The following is a 23738-nucleotide window of genomic DNA, read 5'->3' as shown; positions in this document are numbered from 1 at the left end:
TAGCAGCTGTATGCTATCTCTGTACGAGCCGCTCAAAGGGATTTTCGGGGGCTATCTTAATCCTATCTGTTCATTGGAAATCGCTTTTGGGATTTTTGTAAATTCCTCACTTAAGTACGGAATTCACCGCAGCAAGCGCATCGATCAGACCATTTCCATAGCTGTTGTTGGGTGAAGTCGGATACTGGCTGTCAGTCAGCGGCGTCGCTGTTTTCGAAATCACATCCTCCAGTTGATCCACCGTCAATGATGGTTTGGCCTGAAGAAGCAGTGCCACCAATCCGACTGTATGCGGACCTGCCATGGAAGTACCGTTCCATCCCCCCTCATACACTCCACCCCGTACAGAAGAACGGATGTTGACACCAGGAGCCGAAATTTCAGGCTTCACTTCGTCATAAGGAGAAGGACCGCGCAGCGAGAAGCTGGCCAGCTTGTTGTTAACGTCCGTGGCCCCTGTGGCATAAGCCTCCGGCAAATTCGCCGGATTGGCTACAGACCCGGCTCCGCCTGGATTTGACCATGTTGTGTTCCCTGCGGAGAATTCGGGGAATATCTGAGCCGCTCTCCACGCCTTGATCATTGGGCGATACCATTCGTTCAGGCCAGGTCCACCACCCCAAGAATTATTCACCACATCCGGGGCAAGTTCAGGATGCTTTTCGCCGTTTTTATCTACAGGTGCAAGAATCCACTGCCCACCATCCAGCAAGATGGAATCTGTGGTAGATGGATTAAATACTCGCACGGCAATCCACTTGGCCCCTGGGGCAACACCGATTTGATTCGTACCGTCGCTGTCTGAGCCAACGATTGTCCCCATCGTATGTGTACCATGTCCATGGGAATCGGTTGGCAGCGCTGCGCCTCTCACCGCATCATACCAGCTCAGCTCTGGATTTACGACTTGACCAGAAGCATTCAGCCCGCGCCATTTTCTTTTCAATGCCGGGTGAGTATACTCAACACCTGTATCCAAACTAGCAACGACAATGCCTTTGCCGTCAATACCTTTGGCCCAAACCTCTGGTGCTTTAATTTTAGAAATATTCCACTCCACACGACTTGGCGTTACCGCATCTTTATATACGGATTCTTGCACCGATTTTTGTGCATTCTCTTCCGTCACAGCCGTATCTACAGCGGCCTGATCTGCAACCGCTTGGTCAGCTGTAGATTCCTCAACCACAGGTAGGGCATCCTTATCTACTTCTACCTTTTGCAGTTCCCGCTTTTCATCCGGTAAAATTTTGTCGATCTCAGGAAGTGTGGCCAGATTATCCATGACCTCTTTGGTGCTGGTGACCGCAAAAGCGTTCACGATAAAGTAACTCTTGTACTTTTTGACGCTTCCGTTATTAACTTCTTTCTTTAAGTATTCTTCCACGGATTGTTGCGTTTTTTCTGCTGTATCCATGAGAGAGTTCACAACTGTTGTACGTACAGAAAGCTTAGCAGCAGCGGGTGAAATCTGCTCTGCAGAGGCCTTTTGGAAAGCATGCTTGGCAACGGACTCCGTATCCACCTGATCCTTCAATTTAACCAGATAGGTGACATACTCACTGGCACTGAATTGTTGGTTCAGCTTGGCTGAAACCTTGGCGGAAATGGTTGATCCTCCTGCTGAGGTGGTGGTGCTGGAATCTCCATATACCGGAGAAATTAGAGAAAAAGCAAGAAGAGCAGTAAAACTGACCGACAGCGTCTTTTTGATATTTTTCGACTTAATTAATACTTTCCATCTCCCTTTACTTGGTTTTTTAATTCTCAAGGACAACCTTCCGGGCAGCTACGTCAAAAGCTCACAAAATAGCCTCTGGTACTCACCTCCTTTAAAAAATATAGATTCCGCCGGGGTGAAATCCATAGATCATCATTCTGAGGTGAACAACCCTTGGTGCAGACCGTAAAAAACGAGCATCGGGTAGAAACAGGTGGACAAGTTTGAAAATGATAAGTGAAAAAAATGAAGAGAAAGGTAGGATAAGAAATTTAGAAGTAATCGAGGAGGTTAATGTGCAAGTATTAAAATACAATTTAAAACAAAAGAATGAAACACATGGTATCTTTTGAATCTAGTATAGTGTCATAAAATCAGATATTCAAGCATTTTTTTGAATTTTATTCCTTTTTTCCTTGAAGAAAAGAAAAATCTCTTCCATTTTCGAAGCAAATGCAAGTCTTCATTGTGCACTTGGTTTCGGAGATCGGAAGAGATTTTTCGACATTCAGCAAGAAACTTAAAAGAGTGTTATCTGCCGCTATTTACAGGTATGGGAACCGAGACGGCTCCATCTGGAAAGGATGATTTGGTTGGCTGCGGTCTGCGGCACAGACTCGTACATTCTCGGAAAGCCATTTGCCTGCATCCACAGCAATGATCCTGATTCACCAGTGCAAGAGCAGCCGTAAGGGCCTCTCCTGTGTGTTCAAAAAAATGCTTTTGTCCAATCATGTCGTAGCATCCAGTTTTCTGTAGTAATGCCAGCGGTTGAGGCTGGAGTCCGGAAACAAGCACTGTCCCGCCAGACTTCCGGTATTTCTGAATTAATGCAGTAAAGTTACCTTCTCCCGTCATATCCATAAAAGGAACCTTTCCCATACGTAACAACAAAATCCCTTGTAGGTGATCAGTCCGGCCTCCCACACCTGAGTTTTCCAATACCGAGGCTGCACCGAAAAATAGAGGGCCTTCCACATTGTAAATAGCCACTTGTGGACAATCATGCTGATCTGTGACCATATGGGCGCCTACTTTTTCATGTTTTACAGAAGGATCAGGAAGTACCTTGTCTACTGAAAGTGTACTGCTCATACGTTTAACAAACAATACAACCGCTAGAATCAGGCCTACCTCCACAGCCGTTGTCAGCGTCGTAAAAACCGTCAGCAAAAAGGTGACAACCAGCACAATAGAATCCGCTGTCCGCGTTTTGAGAATGTGCGCAAAATGCTTGCGCTCACTCATATTCCACGCTACTACCATCAGCACCGGAGCCATACTGGCCAACGGAATGTTAGATGCGTAAGGTGCAAAAAGCACCAGAATGAGGAGCACCACGAACCCATGTACGATGCCTGACATAGGAGAAACAGCACCATTACGGATATTTGTGGCGGTGCGGGCAATTGCACCTGTCGCAGGAATACCGCCGAACAGCGGAGTCAGCAAATTAGCAATCCCTTGTCCAACCAGTTCACGATTGCTGCTATGCCGGGCTCCCGTCATACCGTCAGCTACCACCGCTGAAAGCAGAGATTCAATAGCTCCCAGCATTGCAATAACAAGTGCTGGCGGCAAGAGTTTCACGATCAAATCCCACGTCACCGCAGGAATATGTAGCTCAGGCAAAGATGCTGGAATTGCGCCATACGCAGAGCCAATCGTAGCCACCTGCCCTGGAAAAAGTAAAGCTGCCACCAGCGTTGACAAGAGTAGACCAACCAGTGATCCGGGTATCTTGGGCCATTTTTTAGGCACCAAAATAAGCGCGGCAAGACAGATACAAGCCGTCAGGATACTATACACATTCAGTGAAGGAAGTCGATGGATGAGCTCTGCCATGGAAGGCAGAAAAGTTTCATGCCTCTCTACCCCGCGCAAGCCGAGAAAGTTAGCAATCTGACCACTGAATATCGTCACGGCAATTCCGGCCGTAAAGCCAATCGTTACTGGCTTGGGAATAAACTTGATCAATGCCCCCAGCCTGAGTACACCCATTAAAATGAGCATAATGCCCGCCATAAAACCGGCTATGAGTAAGTTCTCATAACCGTATTGCATGACAATAGCTAGCAAAATCGGAATAAACGCGCCTGTAGGTCCTCCGATCTGGAATTTGGATCCTCCCAGCAGCGAAACCAAAATTCCCGCAACAATGGTCGTATACAGCCCATATTCCGGCTTTACTCCTGATGCAATGGCAAACGCCATACCGAGTGGAATCGCCACAATCGCTACAATACTTCCGGAAATGAGATCCTTTCGCAAAGCCCCTGCGTTATAGCCTTCGAACCTTCCTATCCACTTCATTCCTGTAACCCTTCTTTTCTGTAATAGCATTACTTCTCGTTACGTATACCTTCCAGCAACGAGATAGCTTCGACCAAATGATTGTCAAAAATCCGTCGCGCCACTGCAAGCAGCTCCGTCAAAAGCGGATCACGTAGTGAATACACAACCGATGTACCTTCCTTGAAGCTGTTCACCAAATTTTTGGCTCGTAAAACGGCCAATTGCTGCGATACGGCAGAACCTTCAGAACCGAGCGCAGTCTGCAGCTCGTTCACATTCCGTTCCCCTTCACTCAGCACCTCCAAAATGCGGATGCGCAGAGGGTGAGCCAATGCTTTGAAAAAGTCGGCCTTAAATTTCTGGAGATCTCCTTCCATGCCTGCTCCGTCCCCCTCACAGAATTGTCCTATAAACGATCAACAATATCTGAATATTTGAATATTTAGTACAATAACAGCTTCGGGCCAATTGAACTATGATGTTACTCACACTTCACCATGAGTAAAGTCACATTTTTCCACACTTCTACCTTTCAGGGGTTGACAGCTTCCACAGGTTTCCATTAACATAGCAATTAACTTTAAGAAAAGGGGGCCGACAGACATGACCGTGCTTTACATGATAACGACAGACAGGCAGCATGATACAACCACATATTTGAGTTTTCGTCTCATCGGCCCCGTTCGGGCGACATGATGGGTGATATCACGCTGTCTGACGGCGTGATTAGCCAGGCTTTTTTATTTTTTTATGCTATTGGAAGAACAAGTTATTTTACGTATTTATGATGTGTTGATCATAAAATGTAATAACACTTTCGGTGCAAGAAGCCGTAGACGACAAGTCTGCGGCTTTTTTTGTTTTTTAAATCTTTTTATGCAAGTATTTATGAATTTACTTGAAGAAGGGAACTACCCATTTATATGAATATACAACATACAACCGACTCGTCCTTGCATGAAGGACCATACAGCCATCTGATGAAGCTTCCGGCAGGTGATCTAACCGTCTATGCTTCTCAGCAACTTTTCTCCTCACTGGATTACAAAGTGTTCGAGATGGCTAATAACAATTTACAAATTCCAGGTATCCGCTATATGGGATACACACCAGATGTACATGTAGGCGTCGGAACCTGCATCGGTACGACTGCTGTATGGGGAATGGAGGATGGTTACGTATCTCCCTCCATCGTCGGCAGTGATATTGGCTGCGGCATGCGCGTACACCTGACCAATCTGCACAAGGATGCTTTGAAGGAAACCAAGCTGCGCCGTAAGCTGGTCAAAACCATCGACAAATATTTGCCCATGGAAGCCCACCAACGCGGGCATTATTCGGATATCCGACTGGAGCATATTGTACGCAAGGGTCTACACGGCTTACCCAACAAATATATTCCGGACAGCTACACTCCTAAGAAATCCACCTCACTCACCCATGTAGAGCACAGTAAGTTCTCCTTTGACGAGGAGGTGCTGAATCTTGTCGAAGACCGTACATGGCACCGGGCTCACCGACAGCTCGGCACACTGGGTGGAGGCAATCATTTCGTCGAAATTCAGGCGATTGAAATCGCGGAGGAAAACCGTGAAACAGCTGAAGCTTGGGGGATGTTCGACGGTCAGGTGGCTGTGATGATTCATTCTGGATCGCGGGCTTGGGGTGGAGCAGTCAGCCAGGCTAGTTCATCTGCCATTGCCAAGACGATGAGCCGTCTCGGACTCGGTACCTCTGACCCGAGACTGGTATTCGCACCGCTGGACCATCCCGAAGCTGCACATTATGTCGATATGATGTATTCGGCGCTGAATTATGCCGTGGTGAACCGACATCTCATCGCATACTCCGTGCGTGAAGCCTTTCGCGATGTCTTTGGTACAAAGTGCGAGTTGCGTACTTTGTACGATCTAATGCACAATTATGCTTGGGAGGAATCCCATCCGGATCACGGTAGTGTGTTTGTGCATCGTAAAGGTGCTACGCGTGCTCTTCCAGCAGGACACCCCGACAATCCGCGGCCTTATCAGGCGACAGGGCATCCGGCCCTGATTCCCGGCTCTATGGGAACAGCCTCTTATATTATGGTAGGCTTACCGGGCGGTCAGGATAACTTCCACTCCATTTGCCATGGAGCAGGCCGTATTCGTTCGCGTTCTGCGACCAAACGACTCGTCAGTGTGGACGATTTTGCAGGGGCCCTGGGTGTAGGGACAGACGACGAAATTGTGGTCAATCAGGCATCACTGGAAAGCATTATCGACGAATCTCCGCAAGCCTACAAAAATGTAGATGATATTATCGAAAGTGTCACCGGGGCAGGACTCGCAGCAGTTGTAGCCAAATGCAAGCCGCTAGCTGCCCTGAAAGGAGCCAAATAATTTGAGTATAGACATCCCAGCTATTTATGAATTTGATGAACGTACAGATGGACGTATTACCGGTTATGCCGCTTATGCCCGTCTGATCGACGGTATCAGTGAAGCACTCTATAACCGCTATGGCGTAAAATACGTGCTGTATGCCAGCGATGATCCCAATATTGAGTATTGGGATCTGCTGGAGGAGGATATTCGTTCAGGCAGTCCCGACCTGGAGCATGTGGCACGGGTCTTCGATCGTTTGGAGGAACGCACCATCCAGTATGACGATGACGGGCCGACTCCTGAATACGGCGTGCATCTGTCGATGCGTAATAATGTATTCGCCTATCCCAAGTGGGGCATCGCGCTGGCGCGAGTTCCCTTTTTCCGTGATAATGGCGTGTACAATGAAGATTACGTATTTGCGATAGGCGACCAGGAGCTGCAAGGCTTCCTCGCGGGAGTACGCGGTCGTGAACGTAAGCAGAATATGAAGCGTGTCACCGTGTTTACCGACACAAGCCGTGGACTTTCTCGGCAGGCAGAGCCGATAACCCGCGCAATTACGCGAGATGACGTGATTTTGAAAGCGGAAATCAAACGGGATATTTTCCGATCACTCGATCAGTTTTTTGAAGCGGATCGTACCTTCTATCAGACTTATAACATTCCTTACAAGCGCGGTATTCTACTATACGGCCATCCGGGCAACGGTAAAACAACACTTGTAAAATCAATTGCCAGCAGTGTACCGGGTCCGGCAGCCTACTGGCAAATTACGGAGTATACAACCAGTGAATCGGTCAAAGAGGTGTTCGAGGCGGCTACTCGCCTGGCTCCGATGGTGCTGGTCATTGAGGACATTGATTCCATGCCTCAGGAGGTGCGTTCTTTTTTCCTGAATACCCTCGACGGTGCTACATCCAAGGAGGGCATCTTCCTGATCGGAACGACCAATTATCCCGAAAAAATCGACCCGGGTCTGATGAACCGGGCAGGGCGTTTCGACCGGGCTTATGAAATCAGTTTGCCTGACGAAGCGCTGCGACTGGCATATCTCAAGTTGCGTAACTTCCTTGTTTTTGCAGGAGAAACGGGTACACAGAAGGCGGCAGCCATGACTGACGGGTTTTCGCTGGCACAGCTCGGAGAACTTTATGTCAGCACGGCTCTGGAGTGGCATGAGCAGGGAAAAGCCGATATTGAACTGATTATCAAAGGTATGCGAGGCGAGCTCGATAAGAGCCGTAAGCAGGACTGGCTAAAAAATGTGGCCGAAGGACGAGTCGGGTTCTTCTGATTTATCCTTTCATTTCCTTATCAAGAAATTTATGTTACGTTGATAAACAATAAAGTATCGAAAGGGTGACCTTAAGCCAATGATCTACTAATCCTATTCCACCAAAGAAAAAAATCGTAATCTTACGAATTTTCTGGATAGGATTAGTGTAGGCTTTTGGGTATTAACGATAAGAGCATTGCTTCTTTGACGGGAGCAGTGTATCTTCTTGTTCGTATGTCTGCCTCCTATCCAGAAACCAATGGATAAGGAGGTTTTTTGCATGAAAAGAATACTTGGGATTCTAATGATTAATATCTTCATTGTTATGGTGGGCGTGGGTTTAATTACCCCCATCCTGCCGGAACTGATCATTGAGTTTGGAGCCAGTGGGCGGGCAATCGGTTTATTGGTATCAGCCTATGGCATAACGCAGTTCCTGCTCTCTCCCCTGACTGGACAGCTGTCTGATCGATATGGGAGAAAAGTTTTTATCCTCGTAGGTGTCATTGTTTTTGCTGTAGCTAAATTTATCTTTGCTATCGGAGATGAATTATGGATGCTGTATACCTCAAGACTTCTGGAAGGAATGGCAGCAGCCTTGATTGTTCCTCCTATGATGGCATATGTAGCGGATATTACAACAACCGAAGAACGCGCCAAAGGGAACAGCCTGCTCGCCGCAGCCATGTCATTCGGATTTGTTATTGGACCTGGATTGGGTGGTCTTCTTGCAGGATATGGAACGAGAGTGCCGCTTTACACAGCGACAGGTGCTGCTATAGCTGCTGTTATTTTTTCAGTGTTTTGTTTGCCTGAAAGTTTATCGAAAGAGCAAATGAAAGCAGCACGGGCAAGAATGATTCAGAAGGAATCTATTTATAAACAATACGCGAGATCATTGAAGTCAAAATATACAATGCTCTTTGTACTTGTCCTGGTGATGACCTTTGGACTCGCTAATTTTGAATCTGTTCTTGGTTTATATGTAACGAACCGCTTCCAATTCTCGCCGCAAAATATTGCTGTCATTCTGACCGCAGGTGCTGTGATCGGAGTCGGTATGCAAGCATTAGTTGTTGCTAAAATAATCAATAAGTTTGGTGAACAAAGAGTGATCAAAGGATCGCTTCTTTTCACCTCTGTTGCTTATATTTTATTTCTCTTAGCCAAAGATTTCTGGAGTATCTTCCTTGTCACTTCCCTTATTTTCTTTGCCACAGCTATGCTTCGTCCAGCTCTTAATACACAATTATCGAAGATGGCCGGGAATGAGCAAGGATATGTAGCTGGTATGAATAATGCCTATATGAGTGTTGGGAATATTTTAGGCCCTACTCTAGCGGGTTTTTTATTGGATGCAAATCTGTTCGCTCCATTTATAGCAGGCTGTTGTATTCTGTTGATTACTTTTTTGCTTACATTAAAAATGAAATAAAAGAGGACAACTGATGAGCAAAAGGCAGCTACGGGTGCAAGGCTTTATTTTTGAAATGCCCGGCTGTAGCTGCCTTTTATTCAGTCTAAACGCTTATTTTAATAAATACTGTATTTCCCTTTATTCCACTTCCCCGCTCAGACGATTCAAAAACTGAATAGCCCGTGGACTGGTGGGCTGTTCCAGAACCTCATGCGGCGTACCCTGCTCAACGATTACACCCTGATCCATCAAAATCACATGGTCTGCGACCTCGGCTGCAAACTTCATTTCATGGGTAACAATGACCATCGTCATCCCTTCGGCAGCCAGCTGTTTTATAACCTTGAGCACTTCGCCTACCAACTCGGGGTCAAGCGCGGAGGTCGGCTCGTCGAACAATAGTACCTCAGGTTCGACCGCCATTGCCCGGGCAATACCGACACGTTGCTGCTGTCCTCCTGATAACTGATGCGGATAGGATTCGGCTTTATCAGCCAACCCCACTTTTTTAAGCAACTCCAATGCACGTTTGCGCGCTTCGTCCTTGCTCTTTTTCTGAACCGTGACTTGTCCCTCCATCACATTTTGTGCTGCTGTCATATGTGGGAAAAGGTTGTAGGATTGAAACACCATCCCTGTCCGCTTGCGCAGCGCCAAAATATTTTCTTGCCGGAGCTTCGTTCCTTTCGCAAAATTCAGTGCAATATCCCCTGCTTGAATCTCTCCTTGGTCAGGAATCTCCAGCAAATTTAAGCAGCGTAAAAACGTTGTTTTACCAGAACCGGAAGGACCGATGATAACAAGCACCTTCCCCTTACCCAACGTTACGTCAACACCCTTAAGCACTTCCAGCGAGCCGAACGATTTGTGTATATTCCGAATTTGGATCACCGGTACAATCTCCTTTATCTGACGGAAAAACGGCCTAGTCGCTTCTCCAGGTAATTTTGCAGCACAGTCAAAATAGTGCTAAACAGCAGATAAATAACCCCCGCCTCGGTATACACCAATAGCGGTTCGTATGTGGTAGCTACAATCTGGTTAGCCGTTCTGAACATTTCCACATAGGTGATGGTCGCAGCCAGTGAGGTATCCTTCACCAAGCTGATGAATGAATTAGCCAACGGAGGTACGGACACACGGGATGCTTGCGGTAGCACGATACGTCGCAATACTTGCCAGCGCGTCATCCCCAGGGAGTATCCCGCCTCCCATTGGCCTTCCTGAATAGATATGATAGCCGCACGTATAATTTCAGAGCTATAAGCCCCTACGCTGAGGGTAAAACCGATTACTGAAGCAATAAACGGGTCCAATGTAATACCCACGGAAGGTAAACCATAGAAAATAATATACAACTGCACCAGCAACGGAGTTCCTCGAATCACCCATACATAGAAGCCGAAAATCAGCTTGAGTATTCTCCATTTGGACAGACGGGCTAACGCTGTAATCAGCGCCAGCACGAGTCCCAGAGCAAAGGAGATAAGCGTGAGCGGAATCGTAAAAGAAACCCCTGCTTTTAGCAGAGGCAATAATGAATCCATAATGATTTGTATTTGGCGATCATCCATTGTACAGACATCCTTTGAAAAGATAGGTTTGAGAAGATTCAGTTCGCCTTGGCGAACGTTTGGTCTTCATTTATTATTTGGATACGTCGGCTCCAAAATATTTCTCGGAAATTTTCAGATACGTACCGTCAGCCTTCATATCAGCCAGCGCTTTGTTTACTTCCTTGATCAAATCTTCGCTGCCTTTATTGAATACAGCTGCGCTGTGTGAAGCATCTGGAGATTCGTCCACCTTTTTGATGGGTGCGTCTGGCTTTTGCTTTTTCAGATCGAGATAGGATAATCCATCATTGACGGTCGCATCCACCCGTTTGGAAGTGAGGAGGTCAATGGCTTGGTTAAATCCCTCTGTTGCCACAATTTCCGCACCGTTGCTTTTCGCGATTTGAGTCAGGTTGCTGGTCAGGGATTGCCCGGACTTTTTCCCTTTTAGATCAGCAAATTTATGGATGTCTGTATTGTCTTCGCTTACGATCAGAACTGCCTTGGAGACAATGTACGGATCGGAAAAATCATATTTTTGCTTGCGCTCGTCTGTAATGGATACTTCATTGAACACTGTGTCAAACCGCTTGGAGTTCAACCCTGCGAATATGCCGTCCCATTGCGTCTCGATAAACTCCGGTTGTACACCCAGGCGTTTGCTCACTTCAGTCGCAATATCGACATCGAAGCCCGTCAGTTTACCAGCAGCATCATGGTAGGTAAACGGAGCATAGGTGCCTTCCGTGCCAATTCTTAGCTTGCCGCTTGCTTTTACAGATTCAAGAGTAGCTGTAGCAGTGGTATCTGCTTTTCCATTATTAGATCCGTTTTCTCCGGTAGATGCATTATTGGTACTGGCGCCTTTATCGTTGTTCCCGCAGGCCGAAACCAGCAATGCCATCACGATGAGTACAATCGGCAAAAAACTAAATTTTTTCATGGTATCCACACTCTTTCCCTTTTCTTGATAACCTAGCACGCGGCTGGTCATTGAATAGTACATCATTCATTTTCACGCGTCAATGCTTTTATCCAATAATCCCTATGAAAAAGGTAAGTTATATATTTTTGTGGCCTAAAGTTATTCTAGGTTGACTCTTTCATTGGCAGGTTATTCATTATAACTCCCCTCACAGCAACTTTTTCTGTACCCTCACGTTTGAGATTTCGTATAATAGGTTTTAATATGCAATTTAGAAATATGTACCGGAGTGTGATCATGGATACCCAGAATTCAACCTTATCCTCTACTTCACCTGAAGGCAGTCCCTCGGCCTGGGCTACCTTCACTTCACCCTTAAAACAATCCAAAGCGTTCACCTTGTTGTGGCTTGGACATTGGATCGCAATGTTGGGGAGCTCAGTCACCACAGTCATTTTGCCACTGGTTATCTATTCCCTAACAGGCTCGACTACTATCATGGGACTGACGATGACGGTTTATATGCTGCCTAACGTACTTATTCTGCCTTTCGCAGGCATGATTGTGGACAGAATTGACCGAATCCGTCTCCTTCTGTTTACGAATATCGCCCGGTTTGGGCTGATGTTCATTGCGGCCGTGCTGATGTTTACGGGCGGGATGAAATTGCCGTTTCTATTCGTTGGCCTAGCGTTATACGGATTGATGGACGGTATCTTTAATCCCGCTTATTCTGCCTTACGTGCACAGGTGTTCACACCGGACATACGCAATGCAGCCAACGCGCTTAGCCAGATTAGTATACAAGCCGTCCGTCTACTTGGTCCTCCGTTAGGAGGCTTCATTGTATCTTTTTCCTCACCGGGTGTGGGCTTTGGGCTGGATTCTATCGCTTATCTGATATCTTTTGCCTGTTTTTGGATGCTGAGCGCTCATTTGGCCTCCATCATCGGCAAAGGTCAGGTAGATCCAGAACAGCAAGATCAGGGGGGACAGCATTTTCTCAAGGATTTTATCGCAGGCTTTACCATTCTCAAAAGCCATCCTTGGCTATGGATTACGATTCTTGCCTTTTCATTCATTAATATTTGTTATTCAGGCATTATCGCTGTACTCATTCCATGGCTGTTCAAGGTTCATCATGGCTACAATCCAGTCGTATATGGCATTGCGATGGCAAGTAGCGGTATTGGCGCCATGTTGGGGGCCTTTGTGTATGGATCACGCAAGCATTGGAAGCATCGTGGCCTGCTCGCTTACTTAGGAGCTTTTGTCAGCGGTCTTGCTTTACTACTGTTGTCTGTAGTCACTTGGATGCCAGGACTGATTATGAGCATGATGCTCGAAGGGTTTGGCATTATGATATTTGCGATTATCTGGGAGACGAGCCTTCAGGAATTAGTCCCAGCCGAGTCTTTTGGACGTGTAGCTAGTCTGGATCTAATGTTTTCCTTTGCCCTGCTCCCTGTCGGCTATCTGGCAGTAGGTGCTGTGGCGGATAAGCTTGGTGGTATGTTCACCATGGGTATGTTTGCAACCATCGGCATGTGTATCGTGCTAGGCGTTCTGAGGGTTCCTCATATCAGGCGTTTTCAATAGGACTTTTCCTCAAAAAAAAGCTGCTCCCACAGGTTCATTTGCGAACCTTGCGGAAGCAGCTTCTTTCCATTTTAGCCTTGTGCCCCATAGGGGCTAGTCTATTCAATGATTCGTAAAGTTAGCCTCTAGTCCGTCCAACGGAACGGAAGATCAAGCTTACAATCACGACCAGCACAATCGCACCAATTAATGCAGGAACGATGTAGAATGATCCGATTTCAGGACCCCAGTTTCCCAGAATCAAGCTACCTAACCATGCGCCGATAAAACCAGCGATGATGTTACCTATCACGCCACCCGGAACATCACGACCTGCAATAATTCCTGCCAACCAACCAATAATACCACCAACAATCAATGCCCATAACCAACTCATTTTGCGTCACCTCGTTTAAGTTTTTATCGTTGTGTTCTATTATTAACCACTCGAACTCCTTTTGAACACACAAAAGACGATTGGTTAATATTACCACAGTATGGAACACTGATTTAGGGACTTGATACCATCTTACGTGCCTCTACGACTATTTATACCCCTTGTGTGAAAAGTGTGTCTCATATGCGTTTATCCTTGTATTCCTGCTTTTTTTGTGCCATCCTCACATTATGGCTTGATTAATGTCACTTCATGCATAAGTTACAAAAATAACAGATTTTAAGGAGTGACCCCAACTGGAGTGTCGAGTAGGATGTGCCGCGTGCTGTATTGCCATTACGATTTCTTCCCCTATTCCCGGCATGCCAGATGGAAAACCAGCTGGTGTTCCTTGCCCTCAGCTAACTTCCGATTACCGTTGCCGATTGTTTGGCAAACCTGAGCGCCCAGTTGTATGCAGTGGGTTCCATGCTGATGAGGATACGTGCGGAAGCACTAATGAAAGAGCATATCAGCTACTGAGAGAGCTAGAGGAGTCAACTTTACCGGGTAAAACTTAAGGAGAAGTTCATTCTATATGAAGGAGAATTTTGATTATGAATGTTATTGAAAAAAGAATTGCCGAATTGAAGCAATATCGACCCGATCTTACCGCCCCGAAGGATATAGATTTATTCTGGGCCAAAACACTGGAAGAAGTCCACGCCAAACCTGTACATGCGTTCAAAACTCTCGTAGAAACGCCATATCCTCATATTCTTGCCTACCGGGTTACTTTTGAGGGTGTCGATGATACGCCTCTGCATGCCTGGTATGTACGCCCCCGATTTGCCGGAGATCAAAAGCTGCCATGTATCGTTCTGTTTCATGGCTATACAGGCGGAAAAGGCTATCCTGAAGATTATTCCTCCTGGCTTATGCTTGGCTTTGCTGTATTGGCAGTAGATGTACGTGGTCAAGGTGGAGAAACGGGAGACCGTCTGGGTGATGCTCATGGTACGGTTAAAGGCTGGGTAACGAAAGGAATATTGGACAAAGATACCTGCTACTACAAAACGATTACAACTGATGCCCTTAGAGCCGTAGATTGGGTAGCGGAGCAGTCGGATGTCGATTCGGCTAAAATCGCAATCAGTGGCGCCAGTCAGGGCGGCGGACTTTCATTAATGGTGGCTGCGCTCAGCGATAAAGCTGCTATTACAGTAGCGGATATCCCCAATATGTGTCATATGGATTTTGGTATGATGAATTCTACCAGTTCGCTGACGGAAGCAGCTGAATTTGCTAACCGATTTCCGGAGCATTTGGAGCAGGTGCTACATACATTAAGTTATTTTGACGTGATGAATCTTGCTCATCGTATTCGTATCCCGATCATGGTATCGGTAGGGTTCAAGGATACTGTGTGTATGCCAGAGACGATTTTCGCCGCTTATAACCGTATTGAATCACCGAAAACGATTGAAATTTATCCGTTTACCGGACATTGGGTTGAAGGCTTTCAAAGACGTAAAACAGTTGAATTTTTAGTGCAGCATTTTTCATAATTCCTCCGGTGCACAAAAAAAGAACACCACGCATCAACCTGCGTAATGTTCTTTTCTGCTGCATCGGGGCCAGTCCCGCTTACGCCAGACAAACTCCTCGACAACTCACACAAAACAAAACTTCTAAGATTACGATGCAGCTCGCTGTTCTGCTGCCGAATCCCCTGTCCATTTTCGCACCCAAACAAAATCCATAATCATCAGACCAAACGGAATGAAGGAGGCAAACATAATAAAAAGAGGCCGCCGTATAGACCAATGCAGTGCTGTTTTCCCATAGATCAAAGCAACGAGGAGCAACAAAAAGCTCACCCGGTATATGTTACCAATCACCATAACCGCCTGGGCCATGCCCGCTGCTTGCAGCGGCTGGTGGGTGAATAGTATCGCCAAATAAGCTATAGCTTGAATCCAGAGCATGAGTCGGACACGCCCTAAAGGTGTTCTTAACACAATTTCAATCCCCTCTCCATTAGCAAGGATGTACTCTCATCCTTTACACATCCTTTATTATAACGAAAAGGTCCCCAAACTCCAACCTATCCATTTTGAATTTTGACCTAGTGAGTTGTGTCTGATAGAGTTGTGTAAGAGGTGATTATAAATGCTTAAACTGGGTATACTGGACCAGTCTCATATTCCTGAAGGCGGTACTGCTCAGGATGCATTATCCAATACAACAGATTTAGCCCGCGAAGCTGACCAACTGGGGTACAGCCGTTATTGGGTATCCGAACATCATGCTTCCAAAACACTAGCGCATTCCAGCCCTGAGGTGCTGATTGCGCATTTGGCTGCTCACACATCACGCATACGTGTGGGTTCAGGCGGTATTATGCTGCCACACTATAGCGCGTATAAAGTCGCCGAAAACTTCCGTTTGCTGGAGGCACTCCATCCAGGACGTATCGACCTGGGAATAGGGCGGGCTCCCGGCGGTTTACCGCTTGCTACTCGCGCCCTGCAGGAAGGCAAGTACCAATCTGTCGAACAATATCCACAGCAGATTCTCGATTTAATCGACTACTTCCATGATTCGGTGCCTGACAATCATCAGTTTGCCGGTCTTCATGCCTCCCCAATGATATCGACCGTTCCTGAATTATGGTTGCTCGGCTCCAGCGGAGAGAGCGCCCGATTGGCCGCGATGATGGGGGCCTCCTATGCCTTTGCCCAATTTTTCGGGACTCCAGGCGGTGTAGAAGCTACTGCACGTTACCACGAGCAATTTCAGCCTTCGATCCTGGGTGATAAGCCCCATTCCATGGCGGCAGTTACGGTGGCCTGCGCTGAAACCGAAGAAGAAGCTGAGCAGCTGGCGTCCAGTGCTAGTTTGTATTTCCTTTTGCTCATGCAAGGTAAAGAAATGAGTTCTCTTCCGTCGGTGAAAACAGCAATGGCCTATCCATACACAGAGTTGGATCGTGAGCGGCTGCGTCAGTCCGCAGCATGGCGTGTTGTTGGTACCCCTGAACAGTGTAAGGAACAGCTACTAAGACTGGCTGAGCAGTATCGTACCGATGAGTTACTGGTCGTTTCATCCATTCATGACTTTGATAAACGTGTTCAGTCCTACCGTCTGCTGGCCAAAGCTTTTGATTTGGTATAGACAGCCGTTGAACGGAGGCTGAGCTTCAGAAACATAAAAAACCCCCGCCAGCCTATAATGGCAACAGCGGGGGTTTGTCGTAGAGAAGGGTTCATTGGAACCAACCCATCTACACTATGGAAGTAATTCAAGCACTACAAAAGTCTAACACCATATGGTACTTTGGTAGTATACACATCGAAACTAAAGTTCCAGTTGTTACCTCCTAAAGTTCCAGTTCGTATATACCAAAGGCGCATATTCTATACTCCAAACCTTGGAAAAATTGCACCCAAAAGTCCCATTCTTTACTCATTCCGATAAAGTTAATAACGGTTAAATTCTAAGGTTCCTAAGGTTCTATACCCCAAACCAGCTTACCCTGCTGATATACAGTGCCATGGTCCCAGTCTGCAAATGCTTTTTGGGTAGCACCATAGGAGTAATCGTTGGTCTCATCAAAATTGCTCCAATTTGCAGCATGAATACGGGGTTGAATTTCTCCGCTTTCCCCACCGGGCTGAATCGTTCCGGCTCCATCTGTGAAAGAAATCTCCACATATTTATCAGCCTTGGCCTTTGGATTCGGCAATGTTACAAAAGTTGCTTTTACCTTCTCATTGCCAATCCTGGCCCAGTCTACAAAAAACTGCTGAGCTTGTTTGCTTTCATCTGTGTAATAGTAGCGAATTTTTAGATCGCTCAACTTCACAGCTGTTTTCCCTTTATTTTTGATATTAAATTCAGGACGGATTGCGTTATCCTTGGCATTTGTGTCACCGGTGCGATACTGTAGCACAATTCCTTGATCGTTACTGCCTGGTGTACTTCCTCCGTTGTCGTTATCGCCGCCGTTGTTGCCACCACCGTTATTACCGCCAGTGTTGCCATCTCCGCCGTTATCCCCACCGTTGTTTCCGCCTCCACCAATGTTGCTGGAGCCTTCCAGAATCGCCTGTTTTACGAATTTTCCAGAAGCGGACAATTGTGAATCAGGCCATCCGCCCTTACGGTCAGCACCAGACATCAGCGCAGCAGAGGTCTCATTTTTATCTGACAGCGACCAGTTAGTCCAACTGATTCCACGGCTAGCCAGAAAATCAGTCCATACTTTGGATTCATTCAGGAACGGACCACCGTTACCCGAAGCATCGCTTGTACCCCACTCGGTAGCAAATATGCCCACGCCTTTGTTCAGTGCATAATCGACCCGATCGCGCAAGAATTGTCCATGCGTACCCGCATAGAAATGTACGGTATACATTGTATTCTTGTCTGGAAGTGGATGGTCTGCTGCATCATGTACATCCTGACTCCATGTGCCTGTTCCTACAATAATAATATTGTCCGGGTCCTTAGCGCGAATAACCTGAGATACCTCAGACGCATAAGGTCGGATTTGATTGTTCCAGTTCACATTTCCATTCGGCTCATTGGCAAGTTCATAGATTACGTTAGGTAAATGGCCGTACTGAGTTGAAAATTCATTAAAGAAAGCTTTGGCTTCATTTTTATGAATGTTCGGATCGCCATCTGAAAGAATGTGCCAGTCGATAATGACGTACAAGCCCAGTTTCTGTGCTACCTCAATCGCTTCTTTCACTTTATTTTTCAAAGAAGGATTGGCGATATAACCACCTTCTTCAGTGTACAGTGCAACCCGAAATACGGAAATGCCCCAATCGTCCCGTAGCCATTTCATAGAGTCCTGATTTACCAGATCCCCAAACCATTGGACGCCGTGAGAGCTAATACCTTTGAGTTGCACAGGTTTACCGTTTTTATCCACCAATTTACCATTCTTTACTGAAAGTTGTCCGTAACGTTCCACAGGTGTCGTCCCAGCAGCCTCTGCTGTTTGCGTATTCCAGTTGAATCCGTTCGTTAACGTTAATAGTAATACTGCTGTTAGCATCACCGCTACTCTTTTTGCGATCCTTGACAGGATCCATTGCCCATTCATCATTTACACATTCCTTCCTTTTTATAAAGTAGATGAGACTTATCAGTACGTTGTTCTCTGCTCTTTTACCCCCTCCTTTATACAACAAGAGGATCAGGTCCAAACATCGATGTCACTTACCTGTATATGGATGATACTACTATTATAGTTAGTTCCATGTTACATTTCGACTTTATGATAGAAAATGAACAGGAAGTCACGGTTTTGGGATGTGTTCTACTTGGTTGGCTACTATGGAGTACTAAAGGGACAAAAGACTCATTTACCAATTGCAAAATTCGGAGAATTTTAGTTATTTTAATAAAAAAAGACCGCTTCCCGTGCCTTGGCTCGGTAGCAGTCTTATAGATGATCTTATATGTGATCGAATAATGTTACAAATATCGTCTTAACGTATGATCTCCCTATTACCCCTGAGCAGTTGCTTGAGGTTCTTTGGTCGTCTGATCTTTCTTCATATCGCCGCCATCCGTCGCTTGCTCTGTCAGTACAGTCTCAGATGAGTTACCTATTACCTTGTCAATAAGTTGCAGCCAAGGTTCTTCACTACCTCCACAGCTCTCAATATCACCGAGCAGGGACTCTAGCGTGGTTCCTTCTTCTGGCAAATCAATAACTAAACTGTCTTCGTCAACTTGGATGGTGCAGCAGGTTTTCATTGTAAATCCCTCGCTTAATTCATATTTGAGCATGCAGTAAGCTAGCTCAGATGGGATGAACTCCCATGGATTCCGGGATAAGCCCGTTGAATCCGTCTGAAATTATAAACCTAATGCACATCAATTGCAATGAACAAACCTTGAATTTTTAAGAATTAGCGAGTGGTACGGGCAGGAATGGAAATCTAAACGAAGTGTTCGTGCCAGTAATTTTGGATTTATAGAAAATCAGTTCAAACAATCAGCAAGCTCCGTAAAAATCACGCCAAGCGCATAAGCCCCCGCGTCTGGATAACCAAGGCTTCTCTCTCCTACCGTTCCGGCACGGCCCATACGCGCCACGATGTCTTCCGTCTTTTTGGCCCCTAATACAGCGGCTTGAGCACCACTTACAAAGGCTGTCTTCACGTCAAAATCTAATTTTGCGCTCTCCAACCAGCTATCTGCACATGGCACTAATGCATCTATAAGTGTTTTATCGCCAACAACGGCTCCTCTGCCGAAAGAACGTTCGCCTGTTGATTGTATGCCTTGCACCGCAGCCTGCATCATATCTGCGAATTCGGAAACGGTGAGTTCGGTTCGTTCGCCAGCAGATCGTGCCGCTGCGCGAAATGCTGAGCCCCAGATCGGACCCGAAGCGCCACCGCAGTATTCCATGATGACGAGCGAGCATGAATGAAGAAAGGCTCCCATCGTCAAAGAGTCTTGATTCAGGATGTCTCTCCATTCCCGTTTCAGCTGACGAAATCCCTTAGCAACGCTCATGCCAAAGTCGCCGTCGCCTGCATGAGCGTCAAGATCGCAGAAAGGTACCTCATTCTTGATGATAACCTCACTCATCTTATCGACTAGGTAGGTAAGATTGTTCAACGTAATTTTGTTGTTTTCAATAACTGCGAAGGCAGGGTCCGTTTCTACCTCAAAGGATACTTGCCGCTTTTCGTCTGCTACAGTTGAAATATCCGTGAATACGACATGATCAACAGGTCCAGCCACCTTGAACGCAGGCGCGTTGCTTTCATGAGAGAGGAGCGTTTTCAGTTCCTTGTCCAGCTTCATGATGGAAACCGAGATACCTGCCATATCGATACTCGTCATATAATTGTTGACAAAAGTACGATCAATCTTGACCCCCTTCGCTGCTAGTTCGCGAGTGACCGAATGGTTGAAGAGGTACAGTTCTTGCAGAGGCGTACCGCCGAAACCATTGATCAACAGGGCGATTTCTCCGCTGAATCCAGTTTCGATCTGCATGTCTCGAAGGAGATCGGTTACCATTCTGGCTGCCAGCGTATCTGCATCCGTCAGCTTCTCGCGGCTGGTCCCAGGCTCGCCGTGAATGCCAACACCGTACTCGATTTCATCATGCCCGAGCTCTAATGTTGGCGTGCCCTTCGCCGGCACGGTACACGAAGTCAATGCGAATCCGATACTGCGTACATTCGCAGCGGCTTTCTCGGCTACTGCTTTAACTTCCGCCAGACTCCGGCCCTCTTCCGCCGCTGCACCCGCGATCTTGTGGACGAGTACCGTTCCCGCCACTCCGCGCCGTCCGACTGTATATAGGCTGTCTTCTACCGCGATGTCGTCCTCAACCTTTACATAGTCCACTTCCAGACCGTCTTCAGTGGCCAGATGGGCGCCGTTTCTAAAGTTCATAATATCGCCGCTGTAATTTTTGATAATCAGCAGCGCACCTTTTTTCCCGGTCGTCGCTCGGATGGCCTGATATACTTGAATTTGTGAGGGAGAGGCGAAGACATCACCGCAGACCGCGGCATCGAGCATCCCTTGGCCAACGAAGCCGGCGTGGGCGGGTTCATGCCCGCTGCCACCGCCGCTGATGAGCGTTACTTTCTCCGCGTTCAATTCCTTTTTCTTGAGCACTTTGTATTTTGGCAGAAATTCCAACTCAGGATGCGCGAGCGCAATACCACTGCACATCTCAAGGACCAAATTTTCCGCACGGTTGATGACCTTTTTCATGCTACTTTACCTCCGCTTTGTACTGGCTCCCGATACGGTTGGCCGCAGCGATTGCCGCTGCAACCTGCTCCACTGTGACCGGAAACGGCATGGAATGAATCGATTCCTCCAAAATGCAGGCCTTTGCAGCTACTTCCATAAGTTCTTCCTGGCTGATATGATCGACGCCGATATCAGCCAAGCAGACCGGTAAACCGACGGCTAAACAGAAATCAAGTACCCGATGTAATTCTTCCGTCGGTGCGTTTTCGAGCACCAGCTGTGCGATCGTGCCGAATGCAACTTTCTCTCCATGATAATAATGATGCGTGCCTTCCAAAATCGTGAGTCCATCATGAATCGCATGGGCCGCCGCAAGTCCACCGCTCTCGAAGCCGAGGCCTGAGAGTAAAATATTAGTTTCAATGATATTTTCGAGTGCTTGCGTAACCTGGTTTTCATCACATGCCGCTTTTGCTTTGGCACCGTCTTTCAACAGCATTTCATAGCATAGCGTTGCAAGTGCAATCGCCGCATTTGTACCTACTGCTGGCGCACACTGTCCTTCGCGTACTCCGTTAGGCAGTCCGGCATTGACCCAGGAGTAAGAACGGGAGGTCGCACGGGCTTCAAAGTAAGTTGACAGTGCATCACCCATACCTGATACAAGGAATCGGGTTGGTGCATTGGCAATTACGGTGGTGTCGACTAATACGACACTCGGACTTTGCTTAAAATAGGCGTAATCGTCGAAAGCACCTTCCGGAGTGTACAGAACGGCCGAGTGACTTGTCGGTGCATCTGTCGCAGCAATCGTCGGACAGATGATAAGCGCTTCCCCTTGAGCTACGCATTTCGCCGCGTCGATCGCTTTCCCGCCGCCAAGACCTACGATACAATCGCATCCGTTTGCAGTAGCAATTTCCTGAAGTCTGGATACTTCCTGTCTGGAACACTCACCCATAAAACCGCTTTCAATAAAAGTCACGTTATATTTACCCAAAGTGGAATCAAGTTTATCTTTTACCCGCGCCACGTCGGCAGGATGCGCAATCAGTAAAGCGGATTTGCCGAAGGTGCTCACATAGTAACCCAAATTCAACAATTCATTTTCACCTTGTACATATTTGCTTGGGCTGATAAAAGCTTTTCTCATCTATAATTCCTCCTTATGATTGTGTTGGCTTCGTTCTGATTAAAACTATAACCGAACCATGTAAACTTTACATTGGAGGAATCAAGGAATATATTATAATCTACAATCGTATTTTTTTGCACTAAGGATCACGAATTGTACTTTTTTGTTATCGCTTACAGGATAATTTACTATTAAGGGATGAGATCTTGATACGTGAACATTTGAGCATCCAGAAAATCTTTGATTTAAAAAAGTGGGAGCAGTTGCAGGATTCATTAGCATCCGTTACCCAATTAGCTATTCTTACCGTCGATTATAAAGGGAATCCCGTAACTAGCCACAGCCAATGCCAATCGTTCTGCAAGAAGGTTCGTCAGAATGAGAATCTCCTTCCCTACTGCCAAAAATGTGACTCTCGCGGTGGACTTGAAGCGGTACGTTCCAACAAACCTTATATTTATCTCTGTCATTATGACATCGTCGACATCGCGGTACCGATCATTATTGACGATAAGTACATCGGCGCCGTCATGGCAGGTCAGGTCCGCTTAGCCGATCCTTCGAGTGCCCTACAGCTGGAGCAAATCCTCACGTCAAAAAATGAAAAACTGTACAGTTCCAAATGGGAGGAACTTAAGAACGACTACGCCGATCTGCCCTCCATGACCTATCAGGAAATTCAGACGATCTCCAACATGTTATCCTTATTGTGTAATTATATTGTAGAAGAAGCCATGAACAAAAATCTTCTCGCGGAAATGTTCGAGAAGGCGTCGGCCACACATTCCACTCCGCAGTTGTCCGAGATCCTTCCTGGCTACTCGCTGGAGCATATCGAAAACCTTAAGAAAGAAATGAATAATTTCTTAGCAGATGCCTATCTGAATTCCTCAGAAGATGTGGATATTCCGTGCGGAAATCCCGTACTCAAATCCGCCTTCGAATATATCTTTGAGCACAAGGGTGAAACTTTTTCTTTGAAAGCCATGGCTGACTTGTGCCACATTAGCCCAAGCTATTTTAGTCGGCTGTTTGCCAAGGAAACGGGTGAGAACTTTTCCAGCTATCTTTCCCGCTTGAAGATTAGATGGGCGAAGCAGTTGCTCGAAGCTACAGATATTCCTGTATCTCAGATCAGTAGCGAGCTCGGCTTTAATGAGCCGGGGTATTTTATCAAAATATTCAAAAAGTATGAAGGCACAACGCCCGCGGTGTACCGAAAGTATTACAAGGGATAAAACAAATGAAAAACAGATGATTCACGGGTCTAACGTCACCATGATCATCTGTTCATATTGTTCTGCTCAAATTACGTATCCAGGTTGTGCTTCTCAGGCTACCT

Annotated in this window: 20 protein-coding genes; 8 read left to right on the top strand and 12 right to left on the bottom strand. The window is 46.6% G+C overall.

All coding sequences use genetic code 11. From position 1 onward, the window contains the following. Nucleotides 1-106 precede the first annotated feature (106 nt). From ACWA2B_RS16045 to ACWA2B_RS16035, 3 genes are all read right to left on the bottom strand, one after another. On the bottom strand, nucleotides 107-1771 hold the full coding sequence (locus ACWA2B_RS16045; protein ID WP_449292390.1) for a S8 family serine peptidase: 1665 nt from the start codon (nucleotides 1769-1771) through the stop codon (nucleotides 107-109). A 480-nt stretch (nucleotides 1772-2251) separates the two neighbouring features. Next, nucleotides 2252-4033, bottom strand: coding sequence for a SulP family inorganic anion transporter (locus ACWA2B_RS16040; RefSeq protein WP_029515646.1), 1782 nt, complete (start codon nucleotides 4031-4033; stop codon nucleotides 2252-2254). A 29-nt stretch (nucleotides 4034-4062) separates the two neighbouring features. After that, nucleotides 4063-4392 (bottom strand): ArsR/SmtB family transcription factor, encoded by a 330-nt coding sequence (locus tag ACWA2B_RS16035; RefSeq protein ID WP_013311437.1) that lies wholly within the window; start codon nucleotides 4390-4392, stop codon nucleotides 4063-4065. A 546-nt stretch (nucleotides 4393-4938) separates the two neighbouring features. Between ACWA2B_RS16035 and ACWA2B_RS16030 the strand changes: the two genes are divergently transcribed. The 3 genes from ACWA2B_RS16030 (at nucleotide 4939) to ACWA2B_RS16020 (ending at nucleotide 9095) form a co-directional block, all read left to right on the top strand. Continuing rightward, the gene (locus tag ACWA2B_RS16030) at nucleotides 4939-6396 is read left to right on the top strand and encodes an RtcB family protein (RefSeq protein WP_029515647.1); all 1458 of its coding nucleotides are present in this window, start codon (nucleotides 4939-4941) and stop codon (nucleotides 6394-6396) included. Nucleotide 6397: 1 nt separating this feature from the next. Continuing rightward, complete coding sequence (locus ACWA2B_RS16025; RefSeq protein ID WP_029515648.1) at nucleotides 6398-7678, top strand: AAA family ATPase; 1281 nt, start codon at nucleotides 6398-6400, stop codon at nucleotides 7676-7678. 262 nt (nucleotides 7679-7940) lie between these two features. Continuing rightward, nucleotides 7941-9095 carry an MFS transporter gene (locus ACWA2B_RS16020; protein WP_449292389.1) on the top strand — a complete coding sequence of 385 codons (1155 nt, stop codon included), beginning with the start codon at nucleotides 7941-7943 and terminating at the stop codon, nucleotides 9093-9095. A gap of 120 nt (nucleotides 9096-9215) precedes the next feature. Here the strand turns inward: ACWA2B_RS16020 and ACWA2B_RS16015 are convergent, their stop codons facing one another. The 3 genes from ACWA2B_RS16015 to ACWA2B_RS16005 all read right to left on the bottom strand — a co-directional run bounded on the left by ACWA2B_RS16015 (nucleotide 9216) and on the right by ACWA2B_RS16005 (nucleotide 11576). After that, nucleotides 9216-9968, bottom strand: a complete 753-nt coding sequence (locus ACWA2B_RS16015) for an amino acid ABC transporter ATP-binding protein (RefSeq protein WP_029515650.1) — start codon at nucleotides 9966-9968, stop codon at nucleotides 9216-9218. A 14-nt stretch (nucleotides 9969-9982) separates the two neighbouring features. Further along, nucleotides 9983-10651: an amino acid ABC transporter permease gene (locus ACWA2B_RS16010; protein ID WP_029515651.1), complete on the bottom strand. Its 669-nt coding sequence runs from the start codon at nucleotides 10649-10651 to the stop codon at nucleotides 9983-9985. 73 nt (nucleotides 10652-10724) lie between these two features. Further along, complete coding sequence (locus ACWA2B_RS16005; protein WP_165149613.1) at nucleotides 10725-11576, bottom strand: amino acid ABC transporter substrate-binding protein; 852 nt, start codon at nucleotides 11574-11576, stop codon at nucleotides 10725-10727. 279 nt (nucleotides 11577-11855) lie between these two features. On the opposite strand from ACWA2B_RS16005, the gene ACWA2B_RS16000 reads away from it, so the two are divergent. Then, nucleotides 11856-13157, top strand: coding sequence for an MFS transporter (locus ACWA2B_RS16000; protein WP_449292388.1), 1302 nt, complete (start codon nucleotides 11856-11858; stop codon nucleotides 13155-13157). Nucleotides 13158-13275: 118 nt separating this feature from the next. Here the strand turns inward: ACWA2B_RS16000 and ACWA2B_RS15995 are convergent, their stop codons facing one another. Beyond that, nucleotides 13276-13533: a GlsB/YeaQ/YmgE family stress response membrane protein gene (locus ACWA2B_RS15995; protein WP_013311445.1), complete on the bottom strand. Its 258-nt coding sequence runs from the start codon at nucleotides 13531-13533 to the stop codon at nucleotides 13276-13278. A 296-nt stretch (nucleotides 13534-13829) separates the two neighbouring features. Here ACWA2B_RS15995 and ACWA2B_RS15990 point away from each other — a divergent pair, with 296 nt between their 5' ends. Then, a complete protein-coding gene (locus ACWA2B_RS15990; RefSeq protein WP_238437904.1) occupies nucleotides 13830-14093 on the top strand; it encodes a YkgJ family cysteine cluster protein in 264 nt (87 codons plus the stop codon). Nucleotides 14094-14129: 36 nt separating this feature from the next. Further along, a complete protein-coding gene (locus tag ACWA2B_RS15985) occupies nucleotides 14130-15080 on the top strand; it encodes an acetylxylan esterase (RefSeq protein WP_069012508.1) in 951 nt (316 codons plus the stop codon). Nucleotides 15081-15209: 129 nt separating this feature from the next. On the opposite strand, the gene ACWA2B_RS15980 is transcribed toward ACWA2B_RS15985, so the two are convergent. Next, the gene (locus ACWA2B_RS15980; RefSeq protein WP_029515655.1) at nucleotides 15210-15533 is read right to left on the bottom strand and encodes a DUF3817 domain-containing protein; all 324 of its coding nucleotides are present in this window, start codon (nucleotides 15531-15533) and stop codon (nucleotides 15210-15212) included. A gap of 151 nt (nucleotides 15534-15684) precedes the next feature. On the opposite strand from ACWA2B_RS15980, the gene ACWA2B_RS15975 reads away from it, so the two are divergent. Next, nucleotides 15685-16689, top strand: coding sequence for an LLM class flavin-dependent oxidoreductase (locus ACWA2B_RS15975; RefSeq protein WP_341039819.1), 1005 nt, complete (start codon nucleotides 15685-15687; stop codon nucleotides 16687-16689). A gap of 331 nt (nucleotides 16690-17020) precedes the next feature. Here ACWA2B_RS15975 and ACWA2B_RS15970 read toward each other — a convergent pair whose 3' ends face one another. From ACWA2B_RS15970 to ACWA2B_RS15955, 4 genes are all read right to left on the bottom strand, one after another. Then, nucleotides 17021-18634, bottom strand: a complete 1614-nt coding sequence (locus tag ACWA2B_RS15970) for a cellulase family glycosylhydrolase (RefSeq protein ID WP_340886173.1) — start codon at nucleotides 18632-18634, stop codon at nucleotides 17021-17023. Nucleotides 18635-19038: 404 nt separating this feature from the next. Continuing rightward, nucleotides 19039-19290: a hypothetical protein gene (locus tag ACWA2B_RS15965; protein WP_039273050.1), complete on the bottom strand. Its 252-nt coding sequence runs from the start codon at nucleotides 19288-19290 to the stop codon at nucleotides 19039-19041. A gap of 228 nt (nucleotides 19291-19518) precedes the next feature. Beyond that, nucleotides 19519-21279 (bottom strand): dihydroxyacetone kinase subunit DhaK, encoded by a 1761-nt coding sequence (dhaK, locus tag ACWA2B_RS15960; protein ID WP_069012505.1) that lies wholly within the window; start codon nucleotides 21277-21279, stop codon nucleotides 19519-19521. A 1-nt stretch (nucleotide 21280) separates the two neighbouring features. After that, nucleotides 21281-22414 (bottom strand): glycerol dehydrogenase, encoded by a 1134-nt coding sequence (locus ACWA2B_RS15955; protein ID WP_449292387.1) that lies wholly within the window; start codon nucleotides 22412-22414, stop codon nucleotides 21281-21283. Between the two features lie 188 nt (nucleotides 22415-22602). On the opposite strand from ACWA2B_RS15955, the gene ACWA2B_RS15950 reads away from it, so the two are divergent. Further along, nucleotides 22603-23634: a PocR ligand-binding domain-containing protein gene (locus ACWA2B_RS15950; protein WP_318627524.1), complete on the top strand. Its 1032-nt coding sequence runs from the start codon at nucleotides 22603-22605 to the stop codon at nucleotides 23632-23634. Nucleotides 23635-23738 lie beyond the last annotated feature (104 nt).

The organism is Paenibacillus sp. CMM36, assembly GCF_053570945.1.
This window is presented reverse-complemented; position numbering and strand designations above follow the sequence as displayed.